This is a genomic window from Microbacterium sp. Root61 (genome assembly GCF_001427525.1).
In the GTDB taxonomy this organism is placed as follows: Bacteria; Actinomycetota; Actinomycetes; order Actinomycetales; family Microbacteriaceae; genus Microbacterium.
In genome coordinates, this window is record NZ_LMGU01000001.1 from 3236639 (window position 1) to 3254556 (window position 17918).

Here is a 17918-nt window from a genome sequence, read left to right on the forward strand (position 1 = left end):
TGAGGCTCGGCCGGCGACCCGTGAGGGCGGCGCGGCGGGTGGATACGTGCTACCAGGCTACTCGGGCGGATACATCTGCAGACGGATGCCCCGGCATCCGCTCTCGCGTAGCGTGAAAGCGTGTTCCGCCCGCTCAAGCCCTTCCAACTCAGCATGGACATCGCCGCGGCGGTGGTGTTCTTCGCGCTGACCGGGCTGCTGCAGTTCCCGGCGAACGGGAGCTTCTCCGGATGGGGTGTCGTCGTGTCGCTGGCGATGGCGGGTGCGCTCGCCGTCCGTCGTCTCTCCCCGACGCTCGCGCTGGGCATCGCGTGGGCCGGGGCGATCCTGCAGATGGCGATGGGTCTGAACCCCATGCCCAGCAACCTGGCGATCCTCGCGGTGCTCTACGTCACGGCCGCGTACGGTTCGCGCGTCGTGTTCTGGCTCGGCTTCGCGTCGTCCCTGGTGGGCGCGCTGGTCATCACGCTGTACCTGTTCCTGGCCACGGCATTCCTCTCCACCGGACTGAACCTGGAGTCGCTCTCCGTCGCCGCAGCGACGTGGATCGCCGCCACATTCGCGCTGCTGTTGTCGTGGACCGTCGGGGCACTCGTGCGCACCGCGCTGCGGGCCCGCGAGAACCGCGCCGCGCAGGAGGTCGCCGAGGCCGACGCGGCCGCCGAGCAGGAGCGCGTGCGCATCGCCCGTGACATGCACGACGTCGTCGCGCACTCGCTCGCGGTCGTGATCGCCCAAGCCGACGGTGCCCGCTATGCCGCGGCATCCGACCCGGAGGCGGCGACGACGGCGCTCGGCACGATCTCCACGACCGCCCGGGCGGCACTCGCGGACGTGCGGCTGCTGCTCACGCAGCTGCGGCATAGCCAGTCCGAGGGACCGCAGCCGACGCTGGCAGACCTCGAGGGACTGTACGCGCAGGTGCGCGCGGCCGGGGTCGGGCTGCAGGTCGAGGTGGATCCGGTGCCGATGGGTGAACCACCCGCGTCCGTGCAGCTGGCGGTGTTCCGCATCCTGCAGGAGGCACTCACCAACGCGATGCGGCACGGCGACGGCGGCCCGGTGTCGGTCTCGCTGTCGTGGCTGCCCGACCGGGTCGAGCTGGTCGTGCGCAACGCCGCTCACGGGTCGCAGAGCACGGAGCCGTTCGCGGGAGACCCGGTCGCCCGAGGGCACGGGTTGATCGGCATGCGCGAGCGCGCGCAGCTGGTCGGCGGAAGGCTGGAAGCCGGGCCCGAGGCCGGGGCATTCGTGGTGCGGGCGACGCTGCCGATCGGGGCGACGTGATGACCGCGGCATCCCCGATCCGTGTCGTCCTCGTCGACGACCAGGCCCTGTTCCGTGCCGGGATCCGGATGCTGGTGGACTCCCAGCCCGACCTCGAGGTCGTGGGCGAGGCGGCGAACGGGCAGGAGGGGCTCGCCGTGGTGCGGGCGACGCGTCCCGACGTGGTGCTGATGGACATCCGGATGCCGGTCATGGACGGTCTCGCCGCCACCGCCGAGCTGCTGCGCGACCCCGAGCCGCCCCGCGTCGTGATGCTCACGACCTTCGACCTCGATGAGGCCGCGGCGCGCGCGATCCGGCAGGGGGCGAGCGGGTTCCTCCTCAAGGACGCCGACCCCGAGTTCCTGCTCGCCGCGATCCGCACGGTGCATGCGGGATCGGCCGTGATCGCGGCATCCGCCACTCGCCAGCTGTTCGAGCACTTCGCGGATGCCGCGCCCAGGGCGGTGCCCGAGACCTACGGTGCGCTGACCGAGCGGGAGCGGGAGATCTTCGCGCTCGCCGCGCGGGGCCTCTCGAACTCGGAGATCGCCGGCCGGGAGTTCCTGTCGGAGGCGACGGTGAAGACGCACATCAGTCGCATCCTCACCAAGCTCGGCCTGCGCGACCGCGTGCAGCTCGTGGTCTTCGCGTTCGAGCACGGCCTCGCGTAGGAGTCGGTTCAGGCTCCCTCGAGTGCGGCCCGGTGCTTCGCGTACTTCGATTTGCCGACCCACCGCCACATCAGCCGCGCGGGCGCGGGCATGTGCTTCTTCAGCCACTCGTCGCCGCCGTCCGGCTGCGCGGCGAGGATCTCACCGAGCTGCTCCCACGTCTGACCCTTCGGGATGGCACGGCGGCCGTGGTCGGAGAACCATTCGACCTCCTTTTCGGTGATCGTGTACTCCATCACCGGCACGATGTTGGTCTCCTCGTCGGGCAGGTGTACGGCGAGGGCTGCGTTGACGCCGTCGAGGGCGACGAGCACGGGCGCGGCATCCGTCCCCTTCGCGCTCGCGCGCCAGGATGGCAGCGCTGCGTCGAGCGCGGTCAGGTGCACGAGCAGCTCCGCGTGCTGCGCCTTCATCCGCTCGACGTGCGTCGCGCACGACGGCGCCCGCTCCTCGAGCGCACCCCACAGCCGCTCGTCCTCGCCCTGGTGGTGGGCGTGCAGCCCGAGCGACATCGTCTCCAGCTGGGTCGCGACCACTCCGGCGTGCGCGAGATCCGCCTCGGCGACGCCTGCGACGAGCGCCGGCCCCTCGCCGAATCCGCGCCGGAACATCCGGTGGATCTCTGCCATGCCGCTCGCGTCGCACGTCGTCGCGCGCGTGGGCGGGTCACCGCTCGGCGGCAGGGAAGTCGCAGCCATGGGGCGCTCCTTTGCTCGGTCGGTACGTTTTGCTCGGTCCGTACGGGCCAGACGATAGCGCGCAGCCACGCTCCGCGGAACCCTGTCGCTCCTCTCCGAGCGCACGACCTCGCGTCCAGAGGACGACCTCGTGACGCGGTGCAAGCCGTGCGCTCGTGGTGAAGCCGTGCACTCGCGCATCCTGGCGTTTGTGCTCCCGCTGCCCGCACTCGCGCATCATCGCGTCGGTCCTCCCGCTCCCCGCAGTCCCGGACGGAGGATCATCCTTGCGATGTACACGGATGGCCCTCGCGGCCGACGCGGTGGGCACCAGTGGATTCGTAGCGTCGAAGACATGCAGATCTCCTCCACAGACCTCGGCCTCGCGGCCCACGTCCAGCAGTTGACGAAGTCGTACGGATCCGGCGAGGGTGCAGTCCGCGCGCTCGACGGGGTATCGGTCGGCATCCGCCGCGGCGAGTTCACCGCGATCATGGGCCCGAGCGGGTCCGGCAAGTCGACACTCATGCACATCATGGCCGGGCTGGATGCGCCGACCTCCGGTCGTGCGTGGATCGGCGACACCGACCTCACGACGCTCTCCGACCTCGAGCTGACGATCCTGCGCCGCCGCCGCGTCGGGTTCGTGTTCCAGGCGTTCAACCTCGTGCCGACCCTCGACGCGCTCGGCAACATCCTGCTGCCCTTCGACCTCGACGGGCGGCGGCCGACGGCGCTCGAGCGTGCCCGCATCGACGGACTCGTCGAGACCCTCGGCCTCGGGGCGCGGCTGCGTCACCGTCCGCATCAGCTCAGCGGCGGCCAGCAGCAGCGCGTCGCGATCGCCCGCGCGCTGGCTACCGCGCCCGACCTGCTCTTCGCCGACGAGCCCACCGGCAACCTCGATTCGCGGTCGGGACGCGAGGTGCTGGCGCTGCTGGCGACGGCGAGCCGCGAGCACGGCCAGTCGATCGCGATGGTCACGCATGACCCGGTCGCGGCCAGCCATGCCGACCGCGTCCTGTTCCTCGGTGACGGGCGCCTGGTCGCCGACAAGCCGCGCCAGAGCGCCGAAGAGATCAGCGCGTACATGCTGGCCGCCGAGCTCGGCGCGGCAGCTCTTCCGACGGTCGAGGTGCGGGCGTGACCGCGGTCGCAGCGGTCCCTGCGCGGATGCCGCGGGCCGCGGCCTCCGTTCCGTTCGCGTGGCTGCGGGAGCGGGGCATGGGCGCGAGCATCCTGGTGGCCGCGCTGTCCAGCGCGTTCGGGGTGATCCTGATCTCGGCGACCGGCTACATCGCGGCGATGCTGCGGGCCGATCCGTACGTGGGTGACAGCGAGACGCTCGCCTTCGTACTCGGCTTCCTGACCATCCTGCTCGTCGGCGTCGCGATCTACGTCGCCGCCATCGTCACCGCGAACACGTTCGCCACGGTGGTCGCCGGTCGCACGCGCCGCATCGCGCTGCTGCGTCTGATCGGGGCATCGGCCCAGTCGCAGCGCCGGGAGGTCGCGCGCCAGGGGCTGATCGTGGGGGCGATCGGTGCCTTCCTCGGACTCGTCGCCGGCACGGCGGTCTCGGCCGCAGGCATCGCGATCACCGGACGGATGCTGGGACTCGGCGATGTCGCGTACACGCTGGTCGAGCCGGTGCTGCTGCTGCCGGCGGCCATCGTCGCGCTCACGACGTGGGCCGCGGCGTGGGCCGGGTCGCGGCGAGTGCTGACCGTCACCCCGCTGCAGGCGCTCGGGGGGTCGGTCGAGGCATCCCATGGCGAGGTCGCACATCGCACCGGTCGCAACGTCGCCGCGATCGTGCTGTTCGTCGCGGGCGGGGCGCTCCTCGCGGCCGGCATCGCCGTGGGGATGGTGAGCCCGCTCGGGGTGGTCGTCGCGTTCGTCGGCGGCATCCTCTCCTTCACGGGGCTCGCGCTCGGCGCGACCCTCGTGATGCCTCCCGTGCTGCGCCTGGTCGGTCGGCTGTTCGGCCGATCCGCGACCGCCCGGCTCGCGGCGGAGAATGCCCTGCGGCATCCCGAGCGCTCGTCGCGGATGGCGATCGGCGTCGTGATGGGGGTCACGCTCGTGACGATGTTCGCCGTGGCGATCGAGTCGGTGAAGGCGGTCATGACCGCGGCCGGCGGGGGATCCCTGCCCGATGAGCTCGTCACCGTGCTCGACACGTTCTCGGCGATCATGATGGCGCTGGTCGGCGTCTCGGCCGTCATCGCGGCGGTCGGCCTGGTCAACCTCCTCACGATCGGCGTGGTGCAGCGCCGCCGCGAGCTCGGCCTGCTGCGCGCGCTCGGGGTCTCGAACGGTCAGGTGCGCCGCATGGTGCTGCTGGAGGCGGCGCACGTCACGATCGCGGCCCTCCTCGCCGGGCTCGTGCTCGGCATCGTCTACGGCTGGGCGGGAGCGCAGTCGCTGCTCGGCTCGGTGCCCGTCAACCCCGACCTCCCGCCCGCACCGACGCTCATCTGGCCCGCCGTGCCGTTCTGGCCGATCGTGGTCGTCATCGTCGCGACGGCGGTACTGACGCTGGTCGCCGCGGTCGTGCCGACTCGGTTGGCGACGCGAGTCGCGCCGGTGGAGGCGCTGGCGGAGTAGGAGGTGGATGCCGCGGCTGGGGCTTCGCCGCGGCATCCGCTCGTCCGTCTGTCCGTCCGTCCGTGCTACTGGCCTGTCGCAATCTGTCGCCGTGTGGCGCAGATTGCGACAGGGAGCAGGTGGAGGAAGGGGCTCGTCAGGCCCGCGGGCCGCGGACGAGGCGGGCGTCGGTGATCGGCGCACCCCAGCGGTCGTCGATCTTCGTCACGCCGTCGGGGACGAAGCCGTTGCGCGTGTAGAAGGCCCACGCGCGCGGGTTGTCGTCAAGCACCCAGAGGGAGGCCGCGGCAGTGCCGATCACGGCATCCAGCAGCCGCTGCCCGGCACCGGAGCCGTAGTAGTCGGCCAAGAGGTAGATCGAGTAGAGCTGCCGCCGCCCGGCGACGGCGTCCTCGTCGATGCTGCGCCGGCTGGAGGCGAATCCGACGATCCGCCCCTCGGCCTCGGCGACCGCGATCGTGCTCTCGTGGTCGGGGAACTCTCCGGCGAGGATGCCGCGCCACATCGACGCGCGCTCCTGGACGTCGAGGCCGTCGAGGATCTGCTGCGGAATCCGTCCGGTGTAGGCCTCGTGCCAGCCCTGCACGTGCACGTGTGCCATTCCGTCGGCATCGTCCGGCCCCGCCGGGCGGACCGTCGGCTCAGTCACCGGCCGACGCGGGCTCGAACGCCCAGGTCGGGGCGAGCGCCTTGATGCGCGCCGCGCGCCACTGCCACATGGTCCAGAGCACGGGCCACAGGGCGGGCGCCGTCGGTCCGCCGATCACGAGTCGATCGCGCCACAGCGTCTGGGAGGGATCGCCGGGGGCGGGGGAGACCGCCATCTGGTGGTCCCAGACGTCCAGGCTCGCGAGGGGGCCGGTGAGCGGAATGCCGCTGTCGCGGAAGATCCGCACCGGGCCGTTCGGCTCCTGGGCCACGCGATCGCTGACGTGGATGAGCTGGCGCCCCATCGGGACGATGCCGCCGAGGGCGAGCTGCACCGGCACGTCGTCGCCGGGAGCCCAGCTGGTCGGCAGACCTCTCGGCTCGAGCGGAGCAAGGTCGAGCAGCGGCCCGTACAGCTCGGCGACGGCCCGGGGCGAGTGCACCGCGCGCCATGCGGCATCCGCGTCGCAGTCGATCACGAACTTCAGCAGGATGCGCATGCCCCAGTCTTGCACCCCCGCGCTGGGCATTGGAGACCGGACGTAGGCTGGCGGGATGCCGCAGCATCCGTTCGATCAGTCCCGCTACCAGGTGCGACTCGAGTGGGGTACCGAGGGCCTGGCCCGCCTCGCTCCGGCCGATGTGGTCGTGGTGGTCGACGTTCTGCGGTTCTCGACGACGGTGACGGATGCCGCGGCTCGCGGCGAGAGCGTCCCGCTCGACGAGTCCGCCCACGCCGTGTCGATCAACGGTGCCGTTGTCGCCGCGCAGGCCGCGGCATCCGGAGCCGTCGTCATGCTGGGGAGTCTGCGCAACGCGTCGGCCGTCGCCGAAGCGATCCTCGCGGAGCAGCAGCGTCGGGGAGAGCGCACCAGCGTCGCGGTCATCGCGTGCGGCGAGCGCGCCGACCGCGCCGACTCGACGGCGCTGCGGTTCGCCGTCGAGGACCAGCTCGGCGCCGGCGCCGTCATCGATGCCCTCGCCGTGCGCGGCATCGACCACTCCTCACCCGAGGCCGCCGTCGCGTGCGAGGGGTTCCGCGGGCTGCGCGCCGCGGTCCGGCATCTGCTGACCGCCAGTGGTTCGGGTCAGGAGCTGATCGAGCGCAACCTGCGTCCGGACGTGCTCGCCGCAGCCGAGGTCGACGCGACGGATGCTGTGCCGGTGCTGCGCGACGGAGTGTTCTGCCCGTCGTGAGTCACTCGGCTCAGCGCGGAGTGAGCGCGGCCAGCCGCGTGGCCGTGGTGATCTCGCGGCGCTGCCAGTCGAACAGATAGCGCGCGTCGTAGCGCGGCGCGCACTTGACGCACGAGGTCGGTCGGGTCGGCCGACGGTGCCGGTAGGCGACATGGCCTGCGGCGCAGGTGCCGACCCAGGGTGCGAGGTCGGTCGCGGTCTCGCCGTGGTGCGTGACACCGCCGACGTAGCCGAGGTCGGTCGCGATCGCCTTCCACTTCGGCCCGTGACCGGCCTTCGCGCCGGCGAGCGCGTGCGCGACCTCGTGCAGGAGGGTCTGGTGGTTGTCGTCGTCCTCGTAGCGGGCGGCGAGGTAGCGCGACACGCTGATCCGCTTGTTCGTGTAGTCGCATTGACCGGCACGGCGCTTGGCGTTGTCGAACGCGAAGGACCACGAGTCATCCAGATGCGTGGTGATCAGCGCCTCGGCCCAGACGCGCACGCGTTGCAATTCCGACATGGCGAGAAGCTAGAACGTACCTACGACACTCGGTGCCGCGTCACACCGCGACGGACGAGTGGGCCCGGCGACGGTCGGCCGCGTCGATCGCGAGGAGCGTCGATTCGAGCTGTTCGTCTGCGGCACCGGCGTCCTGGCGCAGGAAGAGTGCGCGCTTGAAGTCGGCGCGAGCGGCATCGAAGGCGCCGTCGTCGAAGTACACCTTGCCGCGGTGCTGGTAGGCGAACGCGGCGATGCCGGACCAGCCCTGGCCCTCGGCCTCACCGGCGCACATCGTCAGCTCCTGCTCGGCCGCGGCGAACGCGCCGCGCGCCTGCTGGATCGTGGCATGCAGGATGCGCGAGCGCAGCAGATCTTTGCGGGTGCCGGCCATGCGCGCGACGCGCACCGACTGCTCCGAGATCACCAGGGCGTCTTCGAGACGGCCGAGCACCTTCAGGAGCCAGACGCGCTCGAGCAGAGCGGGCAGACTGCGCTGCTCGCCGATCTCATCGAGGCGGTCCTTGCACTCGTGGGCATCGACGACCTCGCGCAGGGTATCCGGATCGTATCCGCGGATGTAGCTCACCGTCGACTCCCTTCGCCTGGAGCGGCTTGCTTGTCCAGTGTGCCTCGTCGCAGGCCGACTGGCTTGAGGCACGCCGCGCGTCGCGGGGTCAGCGTTCGAAGAGGGAGTCCGCGGGCTTGGGCGAGGGGGTCGAGTCGATGTCCGTCGCGATCCGCGCGCCCCGCATGAACTCGATCAGTTCGGCGCCGTCGGCGACCTTCGCCGGGTGCGGACCCGCCGCCATCAGTCGCGGCAGCCACTCCTTGGGCAGGGGAGCGGGGGATGCCGCGATGACGAGGTTTCCGAAGCGGCGGCCGCGGAGCACCTGCACCTCGGCGAGGACGATCACGTGCGGGAGCACCTCGCGCACGGTGGCGACCTGGCGACGCGCGAAGGCCATTCCGGCGCCGTCGGCCACGTTGACCAGCAGCACGCCTTCCGGTGCGAGCAGAGCGGATGCCTCGCGGTACAGCTCGACGGTCGTCAGATGCGCGGGGGTCTGCGCGCCGGAGAAGACGTCCGAGACGAGCAGGTCGACGGCCCCGTGCATCGCGGCGGGCAGTCGGCCCAGCCCTTCACGGGCATCGCCGATGCGTGTGCGGATGGCGGCGCCGCGCGGCAGCGGGAGGTTCGCCTTGACGAGCTCGACCAGCGCCGGCTCGAGCTCGATGACCTGCTGGCGCGAGCCCGGCCGCGTCGCCTCGACATAGCGCGGGATGGTCATGGCGCCCGCGCCGAGGTGCACCGCGGTGAGGGGCTGCCGCGGCAGCCGGAGCTGGTCGATGACCGCTCCCATGCGCGCGATGTATTCGAAGTGCAGGTGCGTCGGGTCGTCGAGGTCGACGTGCGACTGCGGCGTCCCGTCGACGACGAGCTCGAACCCGGTGGTGAACCCCGAGGGGACGATGTAGGCGAGGGTGCCGTCGGACAACCGGGTCTGCGGGCGGTCGCCCGGCTCGTGTCGTGCTCTGGCCATCCCCCCACGGTAGTCGTCCGGGTTGCGGGCCCCCGGCAGTCGCCCGACAGCGACCCCGCCCGGGGTTACCGTGGAGGCATGGCGACGGTTGATCTCAACGCGGACCTCGGCGAGACCGTGGACGGAGTGCCCACGGCCGACGACGAGGCCATGTTCGCGGTGATCTCGAGCGCGAGCATCGCGTCCGGCGGGCATGCCGGTGATGCCGCCTCCATGCGCGCCGCCGTCGACCGGGCCGGGCGCTTCGGCGTCGCCGTCGGCGCCCACCCCTCCTATGCCGATCGCGCGAACTTCGGCCGCACGGCGCAGTCCCCTGACCCGGCCTCGCTCCGGGCCGAGATCTCCGCGCAGCTCGCGGCGCTCGCCGAGGTCGGCGCCGACGTCCGCTACGTCAAGCCGCACGGTGCGCTGTATCACGCGGTCGGCGTCGACCGGGGACAGGCGGATGCCGTCGCGGCGGCGGTCGCGGAGTTCGCCGAGCGCGCCGGCCGAGCCCTCCCGATCCTCGGGCAGGTCGGCGAGATCGAGGCCGCCGCGGCCGCGGTAGGACTGCCGTTCGTGCGCGAGGCCTTCCTCGATCGCGGCTATCTGTCGGACGGCACGCTGGTGCCCCGGGGTGGACCGGGCGCCCTCCTGCACGACCCGATCGAGGTGGCGGCGCGGTCGGTGCGGTTGTTGCTCGACGGCGTGGTCGAGGCCGTCGACGGAACCCTCATCGTGGTGGATGCGGCATCCCTCTGCGTGCACGGCGACTCGCCCGACGCGGTGGCGATGGCCCGCGCGGTCCGGGACGCCCTGGATGCGGCGGGCATCGAGGTACGGGCGCCATGGTGATCCTGCCGATGGGGGAGCGCGCGCTCCTGGTCGAAGTGGCGACACTCGCCGACGTGCTCGTGCTGCGCGATCGGCTCGCGGCGTCACGCCCCGCCGGCGTCGAGGACCTCGTCCCCGCAGCCCGCACCGTGCTCGTCCCGTTCGACCCGCGGGTGCTCTCGGCCTCCGCCGTCCGCGCCTGGATCGAGACGGCCGCACGCCGCACGACGGAGACGGATGCCGCCACCACGGTCGCCGAGCCGGTCGTGCTCGACGTGACCTACGACGGTCCGGATCTGGCCGAGACCGCGGCACTGCTCGGACTCTCGCCCGCCGATGTCGTCGCGCGACACACGGCGGCGGAATGGACGGTGGCCTTCACGGGCTTCGCCCCCGGGTTCGGGTACCTCGTGAGCCCGGCCTGGACCTTCGACGTCCCCCGGCTCGCGGCGCCGCGCACGAGGGTCCCGGCCGGTGCGGTCGCGGTGGCCGGCGAGTTCACCGGTGCCTACCCGCGGGAGACGCCCGGCGGTTGGCGGCTGATCGGCACGACCACGGCACGACTGTTCGATCCGGATGCGGCATCCCCTGCGCTGCTGGCGCCGGGGACGCCCGTGCGCTTCCGGGAGAGTGTCGCATGAGCATCCGTGTCGGCGAGCCCGGACTGCTCGCGACGATCCAGGACCTCGGACGAGGCGGACGTGCCTCGCTCGGCATCGCCCGCTCCGGCGCCCTCGACCGCGCCGCGCTGCGCACGGCCAACCGTCTCCTCGGCAACCCGGAGGATGCGGCGGGAGTCGAGGTCACGATGGGCGGCCTCCGCGCGACCGCCCGACGCGATCTGTGGTTCGCGGTCACCGGCGCCTGGGGGGCCGTCACGCTCGCGGGGCGCCCGATCGACCCGTATACCGCACACCGCTGGCCGACAGGCGCGGAGCTGCACCTCGACTGGTTCGCGCACGGCGCGCGGGCCTACCTCGCCGTCCGCGGCGGGATCGACGCCCCGGTGGTCGCGGGGTCGCGGGCGACCGATCTGCTCGCCGGGCTCGGTCCGTCACCGCTGCACGCGGGGGACACCCTCGCCGTCCGCGACGACGCGCAGCGCCCCATCCCGGCCTCCGACCTCGCCCCCTGGGGCGCACCGGCCGACGACGAGGTCGTGATCGAGCTCGCGGAGGGGCCGCGCGCGGACTGGTTCGCGGCATCCGCTCTGCCGACCCTCTACGAGAGCGTGTGGACCGTCAGCGGCAGCGCCGACCGCGTCGGTGTGCGCCTGGACGGACCCGAGCTCGCGCGGGTGCGCCCCGGGGAGCTGCCCAGCGAGGGGATGGTGCCCGGTGCGCTCCAGGTGCCGCCCAGCGGCCGGCCGACCGTGCTGCTGGCCGACGGGCCGGTCACCGGCGGCTATCCCGTCATCGCGGTGGTGACGGATGCCGCGCTGGACGCGTTCGGTCAGGTCCGGCCGGGCACCCGCATCCGCTTCCGGCACCGGCACTGACGCGCGGCACGTCGCTGACAGGCGGCTCGGCCACCGACCCCCCGCCCGTGCCTTCACCAGTGCGCGAGCATCGCCGCCGCGCGCTCGCGGTCTGCCTCGGGCACGGCGACGGCGACCGCCTCGGCGATGTTCAGCTCGGCGCCGGCCCGCTCGCCCGCGGCGACGCCCTCGGGGTCCTGCGCGCGCAGCGTGACCAGGTGCGGCACGTGCACCGTGAAGGCCTCCACGTCGAAGACTCCGATGCGGTGCCGGATCCTCTCGGCCGCGACGGACAGGGCCCCCGCGCGCCACGCGTCTCCGCGGCTGGCCGCCACCGCGCAGACTCCCTCGAGTCCGTAGGCGACGCCTTCGTCGAAGTGAAGACCGAGCGACAGCATCAGGGTCTGCAGGAACTCCTGCTCGGCGCTGTCGACGTCGCCGTTCGTGATGTTCAGGCGCGCGCGAAGATTGCCTGCGATCGTCGTGGTGAACAGGTCATGACCGGCGACGGCCACCGTGGTCGCGCGGTCGAAGTGGGCGAACGCGTCGTCGGTGCGTCCACGCACCCACGCCAGACGACCCAGCGAGACCTCGGTCAGCGCCTCTGCCCAGCCGTTGCCGAGCTCCTGCAGCGTGACCGCTGCCTCTCGCAGCTCCGCCTCGGCCTGCGTGTCGTCCAGACCGGAGAACTGCACGCGCGCGGTCGCGCGCGCGGCGAGCGCCATCGCCGCGGCATCCTCGTCGCCGCTGTCGGCGAAAAGTCGCACACATTCCGCGAGGCCGTCGACCACGTCGGCGGAGGGGTGCTGCCACATCTCACCCCACAGCGCCAGGAATCGGGCGACCGCGCGGGTGTGCTGCGTGATCGGCTGCTCCTTGCTCAAGAGCTCCAGCATCCACACCCGCACTCCGCCGAACAGTCCCGCGATCCACCAGTAGACCAGCAGGCTCCATGCGAAGTCCCCGGCGTCGTCGAGCCGGTCCGTGTAGACGAGGTGTCGGATGGCGGCGCGCAGGTTCGGCAGCTCGAGTCCCAGCTCGGCCACCGACTCCGCCTGCCCGACGCCGCGCAGTCCGGGCGCCAGGCGGGCCACCATCGCGCGGTAGTAGTCGGCGTGGGCCGCCCGGACGCGCCTCGCCTCGCCGCGCTCCTTGAGTCGCTCCAGCGAGTACTCGCGCACGATCGCGAGGAGCGAGAACACCGAGCGCCCGTCGACCTCGGTCTGCTTCACGAGGGATGCATCGACCAGCGCCATGAGACCGTCCAGGCCGTGCCCCTCCCAGGAGCGCCCGATACCCAACGCCTCGACGGCTTCGAGCGTGAACCGCGTCGCGAAGACGCCGAGGTCGTCGAGCAGGTCGCGCTGCCGGTCGGGGAGCAGGCTCACGCCCCAGTCGATGGTGGCGCGCATGGTCATGTGCCGGTCGGGCAGGTCGCGCACCGCGGCCGTCAGCAGCGGCAGGCTCTGCTCGAGGCGAGCCGCGATGCCCTGCGGCGTGAGGATGCGCACCTTGGCCGCGGCGAGCTCGATCGCAAGGGGGAGCCCCTCCAGCCGCCGGCAGATGGCGGCGACCGCCCCGGCGTTGTCCTCGGACAGCTCGAACGCCGGTTTCACCGCTCGCGCGCGATCGGCGAACAGCGTGCAGGCGGCCGAGCGGCGCGCCCGGCCCAGGGTCGTCGGCGCCTCGGCGTCGGGGTAGGGGAGCGCGCCGACCTCGTAGACCCGCTCTCCGCGGATCCGCAGCACGATGCGACTGCTCACCAGGAAGGTCGCCTGCGGCGCGATCGTGTAGAGCCGCACCAGCACGGGAGCGGCATCCACGATCTGTTCGAAGTTGTCCAGGACCAGCAGCACGCGGCGACCCGCGAGCGCTCGCGAGATGCGCTCCTCGAGCACCGCCTCGCCGTTGTCCCGGATGCCGAGCGAGTACCCGATCGAGGGGAGCAGCAGTCCGGATTCGAGCACGCCCTCGAGCGCGACGAAGTAGGTGCCGTCCGGGAACAGATCCTCGGTGAGGCGGGCGGCCTCGATCGCGAGCCGGCTCTTGCCGATGCCGCCGGGGCCGATCAGGCTGATCACACGGTCGTTGCCGGCGAGCAGCTCCCGCACCTCGGAGAGCTCGCGCTCCCGTCCGATGGTGGTCGTGTACGGCACCGGCACGCGCGCCGCGAGCGACGCGGCGTCCAGGATGCCGCCCTGCTCCGCCTCCGACCGCGATTCGTCGAACCGCTCGGCCAGCAGCGTGGCGAGATCGTCGGCGACGCGCTCCTCCAGCTCTGCCGTCGTGTCGAAGGCGAGGTAGGCGGCGCCGTCGTCGGAACGGATGCGGTCGATCAGCTCCACGAGCCGCTTCTCGCGGTTCGTGGACGCCTTGATATAGATCAGCTTCGGCATCTCCGTCGGCGCCAGGTTGTACTCGTCCTCGAGCCCGGAGACCTCCTCGTCCGGCGCGACCCAGCCGTAGCTGTCGGCGTAGATGCCGATGAACACGTCGCTCTGGTCGAGATAGGACCGATACAGCTCGCGGGGCGGATGCGGTCGTGCCCCGAGTTCGAACATCACCGGCGCCAGCCGCATCCGCTCGATGGCGGCACGAACGGCGCGTCGCTCGTCGGCGAGTTCGCGCAAGGTGGAACTGACGAACACCCGGATCCGCTGATCGGGAGTGCGGATCGCGGGGTGCGAGACCCCAGTCATGAGCACATCATGGACCTCAGACACCGCTCGGTGCCACGTTTTTCCGCGAATTCCTGCGGCTTGTGCGCGGTTATACCGCAGGATCGGAAAGTCGTCAAGAACCCGACTGGACACGGCGCGTCATCCGCCGTATAGTTGTTCTTTGCGCTCCCATTCCCCTGCCCTCATATGGTGGTTGGCTGTGCCTCCGCGTCCCCGTCCAACTACGGGTGTGATGCGAAGGTCACGGGGTTGAACGAGCACTCCACCTGACGACAAGGATCACGAGCCCCGCCCCGGGCCCATGGAGGTTATCCCCTTGGCTGCTGCGCGCAATGCGTCCAACCCCACCCTCAAGAACGGCCGCGGAGCTTCCCGCCTCTCGTTCGCCAAAATCTCCGACACGTTGGAGGTCCCTGACCTCCTCGCGTTGCAGACCGAATCCTTCGACTGGCTCGTCGGCAATGACGCGTGGAAGACACGCGTCGCCGAGGCCAAGAAGATCGGTCGCACCGACGTGCCCGAGATCAGTGGCCTCGAGGAGATCTTCGAGGAGATCTCCCCCATCGAGGACCTGAGCGAAACGATGCAGCTCTCGTTCACCAACCCCTACCTCGAGCCCGAGAAGTACTCCATCGAGGAGTGCAAGGAGCGCGGCAAGACCTACGCCGCCCCGCTCTACGTCGAGGCCGAGTTCATGAACCACCAGACCGGTGAGATCAAGACTCAGACCGTCTTCATGGGCGACTTCCCGCTGCAGACGCTCAAGGGCACGTTCATCATCAACGGCACCGAGCGTGTCGTGGTGTCGCAGCTTGTGCGCTCCCCGGGTGTCTACTTCGACAAGACGCCGGACAAGACCTCCGACAAGGACATCGTCTCGGCGCGCGTCATCCCCAGCCGCGGTGCATGGCTCGAGTTCGAGATCGACAAGCGCGACCAGGTCGGCGTGCGCATCGACCGCAAGCGCAAGCAGTCCGTCACGGTGTTCCTGAAGGCCCTCGGTCTGACGACCGAGGACATCATGACGGAGTTCGCCGGCTACGAGTCGATCGAGGAGACGCTGTCCAAGGACACGATCCTCACCAAGGAAGATGCGCTTCGCGACATCTACCGCAAGCTCCGTCCGGGCGAGCAGGTGGCCGCCGAGGCTGCCCGCGCACTGCTGGACAACTTCTACTTCAACTCGAAGCGCTACGACCTGGCGAAGGTCGGTCGCTACAAGATCAACCAGAAGCTCGGCCTCGACGCTCCGCTGTCCGAGTCGGTCCTGACCGTCGCCGACATCGTCGCGACGATCAAGTACATGGTTCGTCTGCACCGCGGTGACACGACGTTCAACGGTCTCCGCGCGGGCAAGCCCGCCGAGATCCGCCTGGACATCGACGACATCGACAACTTCGGCAACCGTCGCATCCGCGCGGTGGGCGAGCTCATCCAGAACCAGGTCCGCACCGGTCTGTCGCGCATGGAGCGTGTCGTCCGCGAGCGCATGACCACGCAGGACATCGAGGCGATCACGCCGCAGACCCTGATCAACGTGCGCCCCGTCGTCGCCGCGATCAAGGAGTTCTTCGGAACGTCCCAGCTGTCGCAGTTCATGGACCAGAACAACCCGCTCGCGGGTCTGACCCACAAGCGCCGCCTCTCCGCGCTCGGACCCGGTGGTCTGTCGCGTGAGCGTGCCGGTGTCGAGGTCCGTGACGTCCACCCGTCGCACTACGGCCGCATGTGCCCGATCGAGACCCCGGAAGGCCCGAACATCGGCCTGATCGGTTCGCTCGCATCGTTCGCGCGCATCAACGCGTTCGGCTTCATCGAGACGCCGTACCGCAAGGTCGTCGACGGCCGGGTCACCGAGCAGATCGACTACCTGACCGCGTCCGAGGAGAACGACTACATCGTCGCTCAGGCCGGTGTCGAGCTGAAGGCCGATGGGCACTTCGTCCAGGACCGCGTGCTGGCCCGCAAGGGTAGCGACGGTGAGGTCGACCTCTTCCACACGGACGAGATCGGCTACATGGACGTCTCGCCGCGCCAGATGGTGTCGGTCGCGACCTCGCTCATCCCGTTCCTCGAGCACGATGACGCGAACCGCGCCCTCATGGGTGCGAACATGCAGCGCCAGGCAGTTCCGCTGCTGCGCTCGGAGTCGCCCGTCGTCGGTACCGGTATGGAGGGCTACGCAGCCGTCGACGCCGGTGACGTGGTCACCGCTGAGCGTGCCGGTGTCGTCATGGAGGTCTCGGCTGACGTCGTGACCGTCCAGCTCGACGAGGGTGGCACCCAGGACTACTTCCTGCGCAAGTTCGACCGTTCCAACCAGGGCACCAGCTACAACCAGCGTGTCGTGGTCTCGGCCGGCGAGCGCGTCGAGGTCGGCGAGGTCATCGCCGACGGACCCGCGACGGAGAACGGCGAGCTCGCGCTCGGCAAGAACCTCCTCGTGGCGTTCATGACGTGGGAGGGTCACAACTTCGAGGACGCGATCATCCTCAGCCAGAACCTCGTGAAGGACGACACCCTCTCCTCGATCCACATCGAGGAGTACGAGGTCGACGCCCGCGACACGAAGCTCGGCAAGGAGGAGATCACCCGTGATCTCCCGAACGTGAGCCCCGACCTGCTGAAGGACCTGGACGAGCGCGGCATCATCCGCATCGGCGCCGAGGTCCGCCCCGGCGACATCCTCGTCGGCAAGGTCACGCCCAAGGGCGAGACCGAGCTGTCGGCGGAAGAGCGTCTGCTGCGCGCGATCTTCAACGAGAAGAGCCGCGAAGTCCGCGACACGTCGCTGAAGGTGCCCCACGGTGAGCAGGGCACGATCATCGCGGTCAAGGAGTTCAACGCCGAGGACGGCGACGACGAGCTCGGCTCGGGCGTCAACCGCCGCGTCGTGGTCTACATCGCCCAGAAGCGCAAGATCACCGAGGGCGACAAGCTCGCCGGTCGTCACGGCAACAAGGGTGTCATCGCCAAGATCCTCCCGATCGAGGACATGCCCTTCATGGCGGACGGCACCCCGGTCGACGTGATCCTGAACCCGCTCGGTATCCCGGGTCGAATGAACTTCGGCCAGGTGCTGGAGCTTCACCTCGGCTGGATCGCCAAGCAGGGCTGGAACGTCGAGGGCATCCCCGAGTGGGCTGCGAACCTGCCGAAGGAAGCCTTCTCGGCTCCCGCAGGCACCAAGGTCGCGACCCCGGTGTTCGACGGCGCCTTCGAGCAGGAGATCGCGGGTCTGCTGGACTCCACGATCCTCACGCGTGACGGCGAGCGTCTGATCGACTCCACCGGTAAGGCGTTGCTGTTCGACGGCCGCTCCGGTGAGCCGTTCCCCGCTCCCGTCTCGGTCGGCTACATGTACATCCTGAAGCTGCACCACCTCGTGGACGACAAGATCCACGCGCGTTCGACGGGCCCGTACTCGATGATCACGCAGCAGCCGCTGGGTGGTAAGGCGCAGTTCGGTGGACAGCGCTTCGGTGAGATGGAGGTGTGGGCCCTCGAGGCCTACGGTGCCGCCTACGCACTGCAGGAGCTCCTCACGATCAAGTCCGACGACATCCTCGGCCGCGTCAAGGTCTACGAGGCGATCGTCAAGGGCGAGAACATCCAGGAGCCCGGCATCCCCGAGTCCTTCAAGGTGCTCATGAAGGAGATGCAGTCGCTCTGCCTGAACGTCGAGGTCCTCTCGGCCGACGGCACGCCTGTCAACCTGCGTGACACCGACGATGACGCCTTCCGTGCAGCGGAAGAGCTCGGCATCAACATCTCCAGCCGTTTCGAGTCCTCGTCGATCGACGAGATCTGATCCGGCCAGGCAACGACAGAATTCCGACACAGGAGAACTGAG

16 protein-coding genes are annotated in these 17918 nt (G+C 70.5%); 9 read left to right on the plus strand and 7 right to left on the minus strand.

Annotated features, from left to right (window positions below):
- Positions 1-120: 120 nt before the first annotated feature.
- Together ASD65_RS15175 and ASD65_RS15180 are read left to right on the plus strand one after the other, a co-directional pair.
- Complete coding sequence (locus tag ASD65_RS15175) at positions 121-1287, plus strand: sensor histidine kinase (RefSeq protein WP_056223892.1); 1167 nt, start codon at positions 121-123, stop codon at positions 1285-1287.
- The gene (locus ASD65_RS15180; RefSeq protein ID WP_056223894.1) at positions 1287-1940 is read left to right on the plus strand and encodes a response regulator; all 654 of its coding nucleotides are present in this window, start codon (positions 1287-1289) and stop codon (positions 1938-1940) included. The genes ASD65_RS15175 and ASD65_RS15180 overlap by 1 nt, the downstream gene beginning before the upstream one ends.
- An 8-nt stretch (positions 1941-1948) precedes the next feature.
- On the opposite strand, the gene ASD65_RS15185 is transcribed toward ASD65_RS15180, so the two are convergent.
- Positions 1949-2638 carry a hemerythrin domain-containing protein gene (locus ASD65_RS15185; protein WP_056223896.1) on the minus strand — a complete coding sequence of 230 codons (690 nt, stop codon included), beginning with the start codon at positions 2636-2638 and terminating at the stop codon, positions 1949-1951.
- 334 nt (positions 2639-2972) lie between these two features.
- Here ASD65_RS15185 and ASD65_RS15190 point away from each other — a divergent pair, with 334 nt between their 5' ends.
- Together ASD65_RS15190 and ASD65_RS15195 are read left to right on the plus strand one after the other, a co-directional pair.
- Positions 2973-3764, plus strand: coding sequence for an ABC transporter ATP-binding protein (locus ASD65_RS15190; protein WP_056223898.1), 792 nt, complete (start codon positions 2973-2975; stop codon positions 3762-3764).
- Positions 3761-5227: an ABC transporter permease gene (locus ASD65_RS15195; RefSeq protein ID WP_056223900.1), complete on the plus strand. Its 1467-nt coding sequence runs from the start codon at positions 3761-3763 to the stop codon at positions 5225-5227. Before ASD65_RS15190 ends, ASD65_RS15195 begins: the two co-directional genes overlap by 4 nt.
- 136 nt (positions 5228-5363) lie before the next feature.
- Here ASD65_RS15195 and ASD65_RS15200 read toward each other — a convergent pair whose 3' ends face one another.
- Positions 5364-5876, minus strand: a complete 513-nt coding sequence (locus ASD65_RS15200; RefSeq protein WP_082561811.1) for a GNAT family N-acetyltransferase — start codon at positions 5874-5876, stop codon at positions 5364-5366.
- Positions 5869-6375, minus strand: a complete 507-nt coding sequence (locus ASD65_RS15205; protein ID WP_056223901.1) for a hypothetical protein — start codon at positions 6373-6375, stop codon at positions 5869-5871. Before ASD65_RS15205 ends, ASD65_RS15200 begins: the two co-directional genes overlap by 8 nt.
- Before the next feature lie 55 nt (positions 6376-6430).
- Here ASD65_RS15205 and ASD65_RS15210 point away from each other — a divergent pair, with 55 nt between their 5' ends.
- Complete coding sequence (locus ASD65_RS15210) at positions 6431-7072, plus strand: 2-phosphosulfolactate phosphatase (protein ID WP_056223903.1); 642 nt, start codon at positions 6431-6433, stop codon at positions 7070-7072.
- 10 nt (positions 7073-7082) lie between these two features.
- Here the strand turns inward: ASD65_RS15210 and ASD65_RS15215 are convergent, their stop codons facing one another.
- From ASD65_RS15215 to ASD65_RS15225, 3 genes are all read right to left on the minus strand, one after another.
- On the minus strand, positions 7083-7571 hold the full coding sequence (locus ASD65_RS15215; RefSeq protein ID WP_056223905.1) for a SprT-like domain-containing protein: 489 nt from the start codon (positions 7569-7571) through the stop codon (positions 7083-7085).
- 40 nt (positions 7572-7611) lie between these two features.
- Positions 7612-8139, minus strand: coding sequence for a hypothetical protein (locus ASD65_RS15220; RefSeq protein WP_056223907.1), 528 nt, complete (start codon positions 8137-8139; stop codon positions 7612-7614).
- 88 nt (positions 8140-8227) lie between these two features.
- Positions 8228-9094, minus strand: coding sequence for a spermidine synthase (locus ASD65_RS15225; RefSeq protein WP_056223909.1), 867 nt, complete (start codon positions 9092-9094; stop codon positions 8228-8230).
- Between the two features lie 78 nt (positions 9095-9172).
- Between ASD65_RS15225 and pxpA the strand changes: the two genes are divergently transcribed.
- Genes pxpA through ASD65_RS15240 form a run of 3 tightly spaced genes read left to right on the plus strand, consistent with a single transcriptional unit; the run spans position 9173 to position 11405 of the window.
- Positions 9173-9928, plus strand: a complete 756-nt coding sequence (pxpA, locus tag ASD65_RS15230) for a 5-oxoprolinase subunit PxpA (protein WP_056223911.1) — start codon at positions 9173-9175, stop codon at positions 9926-9928.
- Positions 9922-10548 carry a 5-oxoprolinase subunit B family protein gene (locus tag ASD65_RS15235; RefSeq protein ID WP_056223913.1) on the plus strand — a complete coding sequence of 209 codons (627 nt, stop codon included), beginning with the start codon at positions 9922-9924 and terminating at the stop codon, positions 10546-10548. The genes pxpA and ASD65_RS15235 overlap by 7 nt, the downstream gene beginning before the upstream one ends.
- Positions 10545-11405, plus strand: a complete 861-nt coding sequence (locus ASD65_RS15240) for a biotin-dependent carboxyltransferase family protein (RefSeq protein ID WP_056223915.1) — start codon at positions 10545-10547, stop codon at positions 11403-11405. The genes ASD65_RS15235 and ASD65_RS15240 overlap by 4 nt, the downstream gene beginning before the upstream one ends.
- Positions 11406-11458: 53 nt before the next feature.
- Here ASD65_RS15240 and ASD65_RS15245 read toward each other — a convergent pair whose 3' ends face one another.
- Entirely contained in the window at positions 11459-14083 is a 2625-nt protein-coding gene (locus ASD65_RS15245; protein ID WP_056223916.1) for a DUF4062 domain-containing protein, read from the minus strand.
- A 298-nt stretch (positions 14084-14381) separates the two neighbouring features.
- On the opposite strand from ASD65_RS15245, the gene rpoB reads away from it, so the two are divergent.
- On the plus strand, positions 14382-17876 hold the full coding sequence (gene rpoB, locus ASD65_RS15250) for a DNA-directed RNA polymerase subunit beta (RefSeq protein ID WP_056225059.1): 3495 nt from the start codon (positions 14382-14384) through the stop codon (positions 17874-17876).
- The last annotated feature ends 42 nt before the right edge of the window (positions 17877-17918 follow it).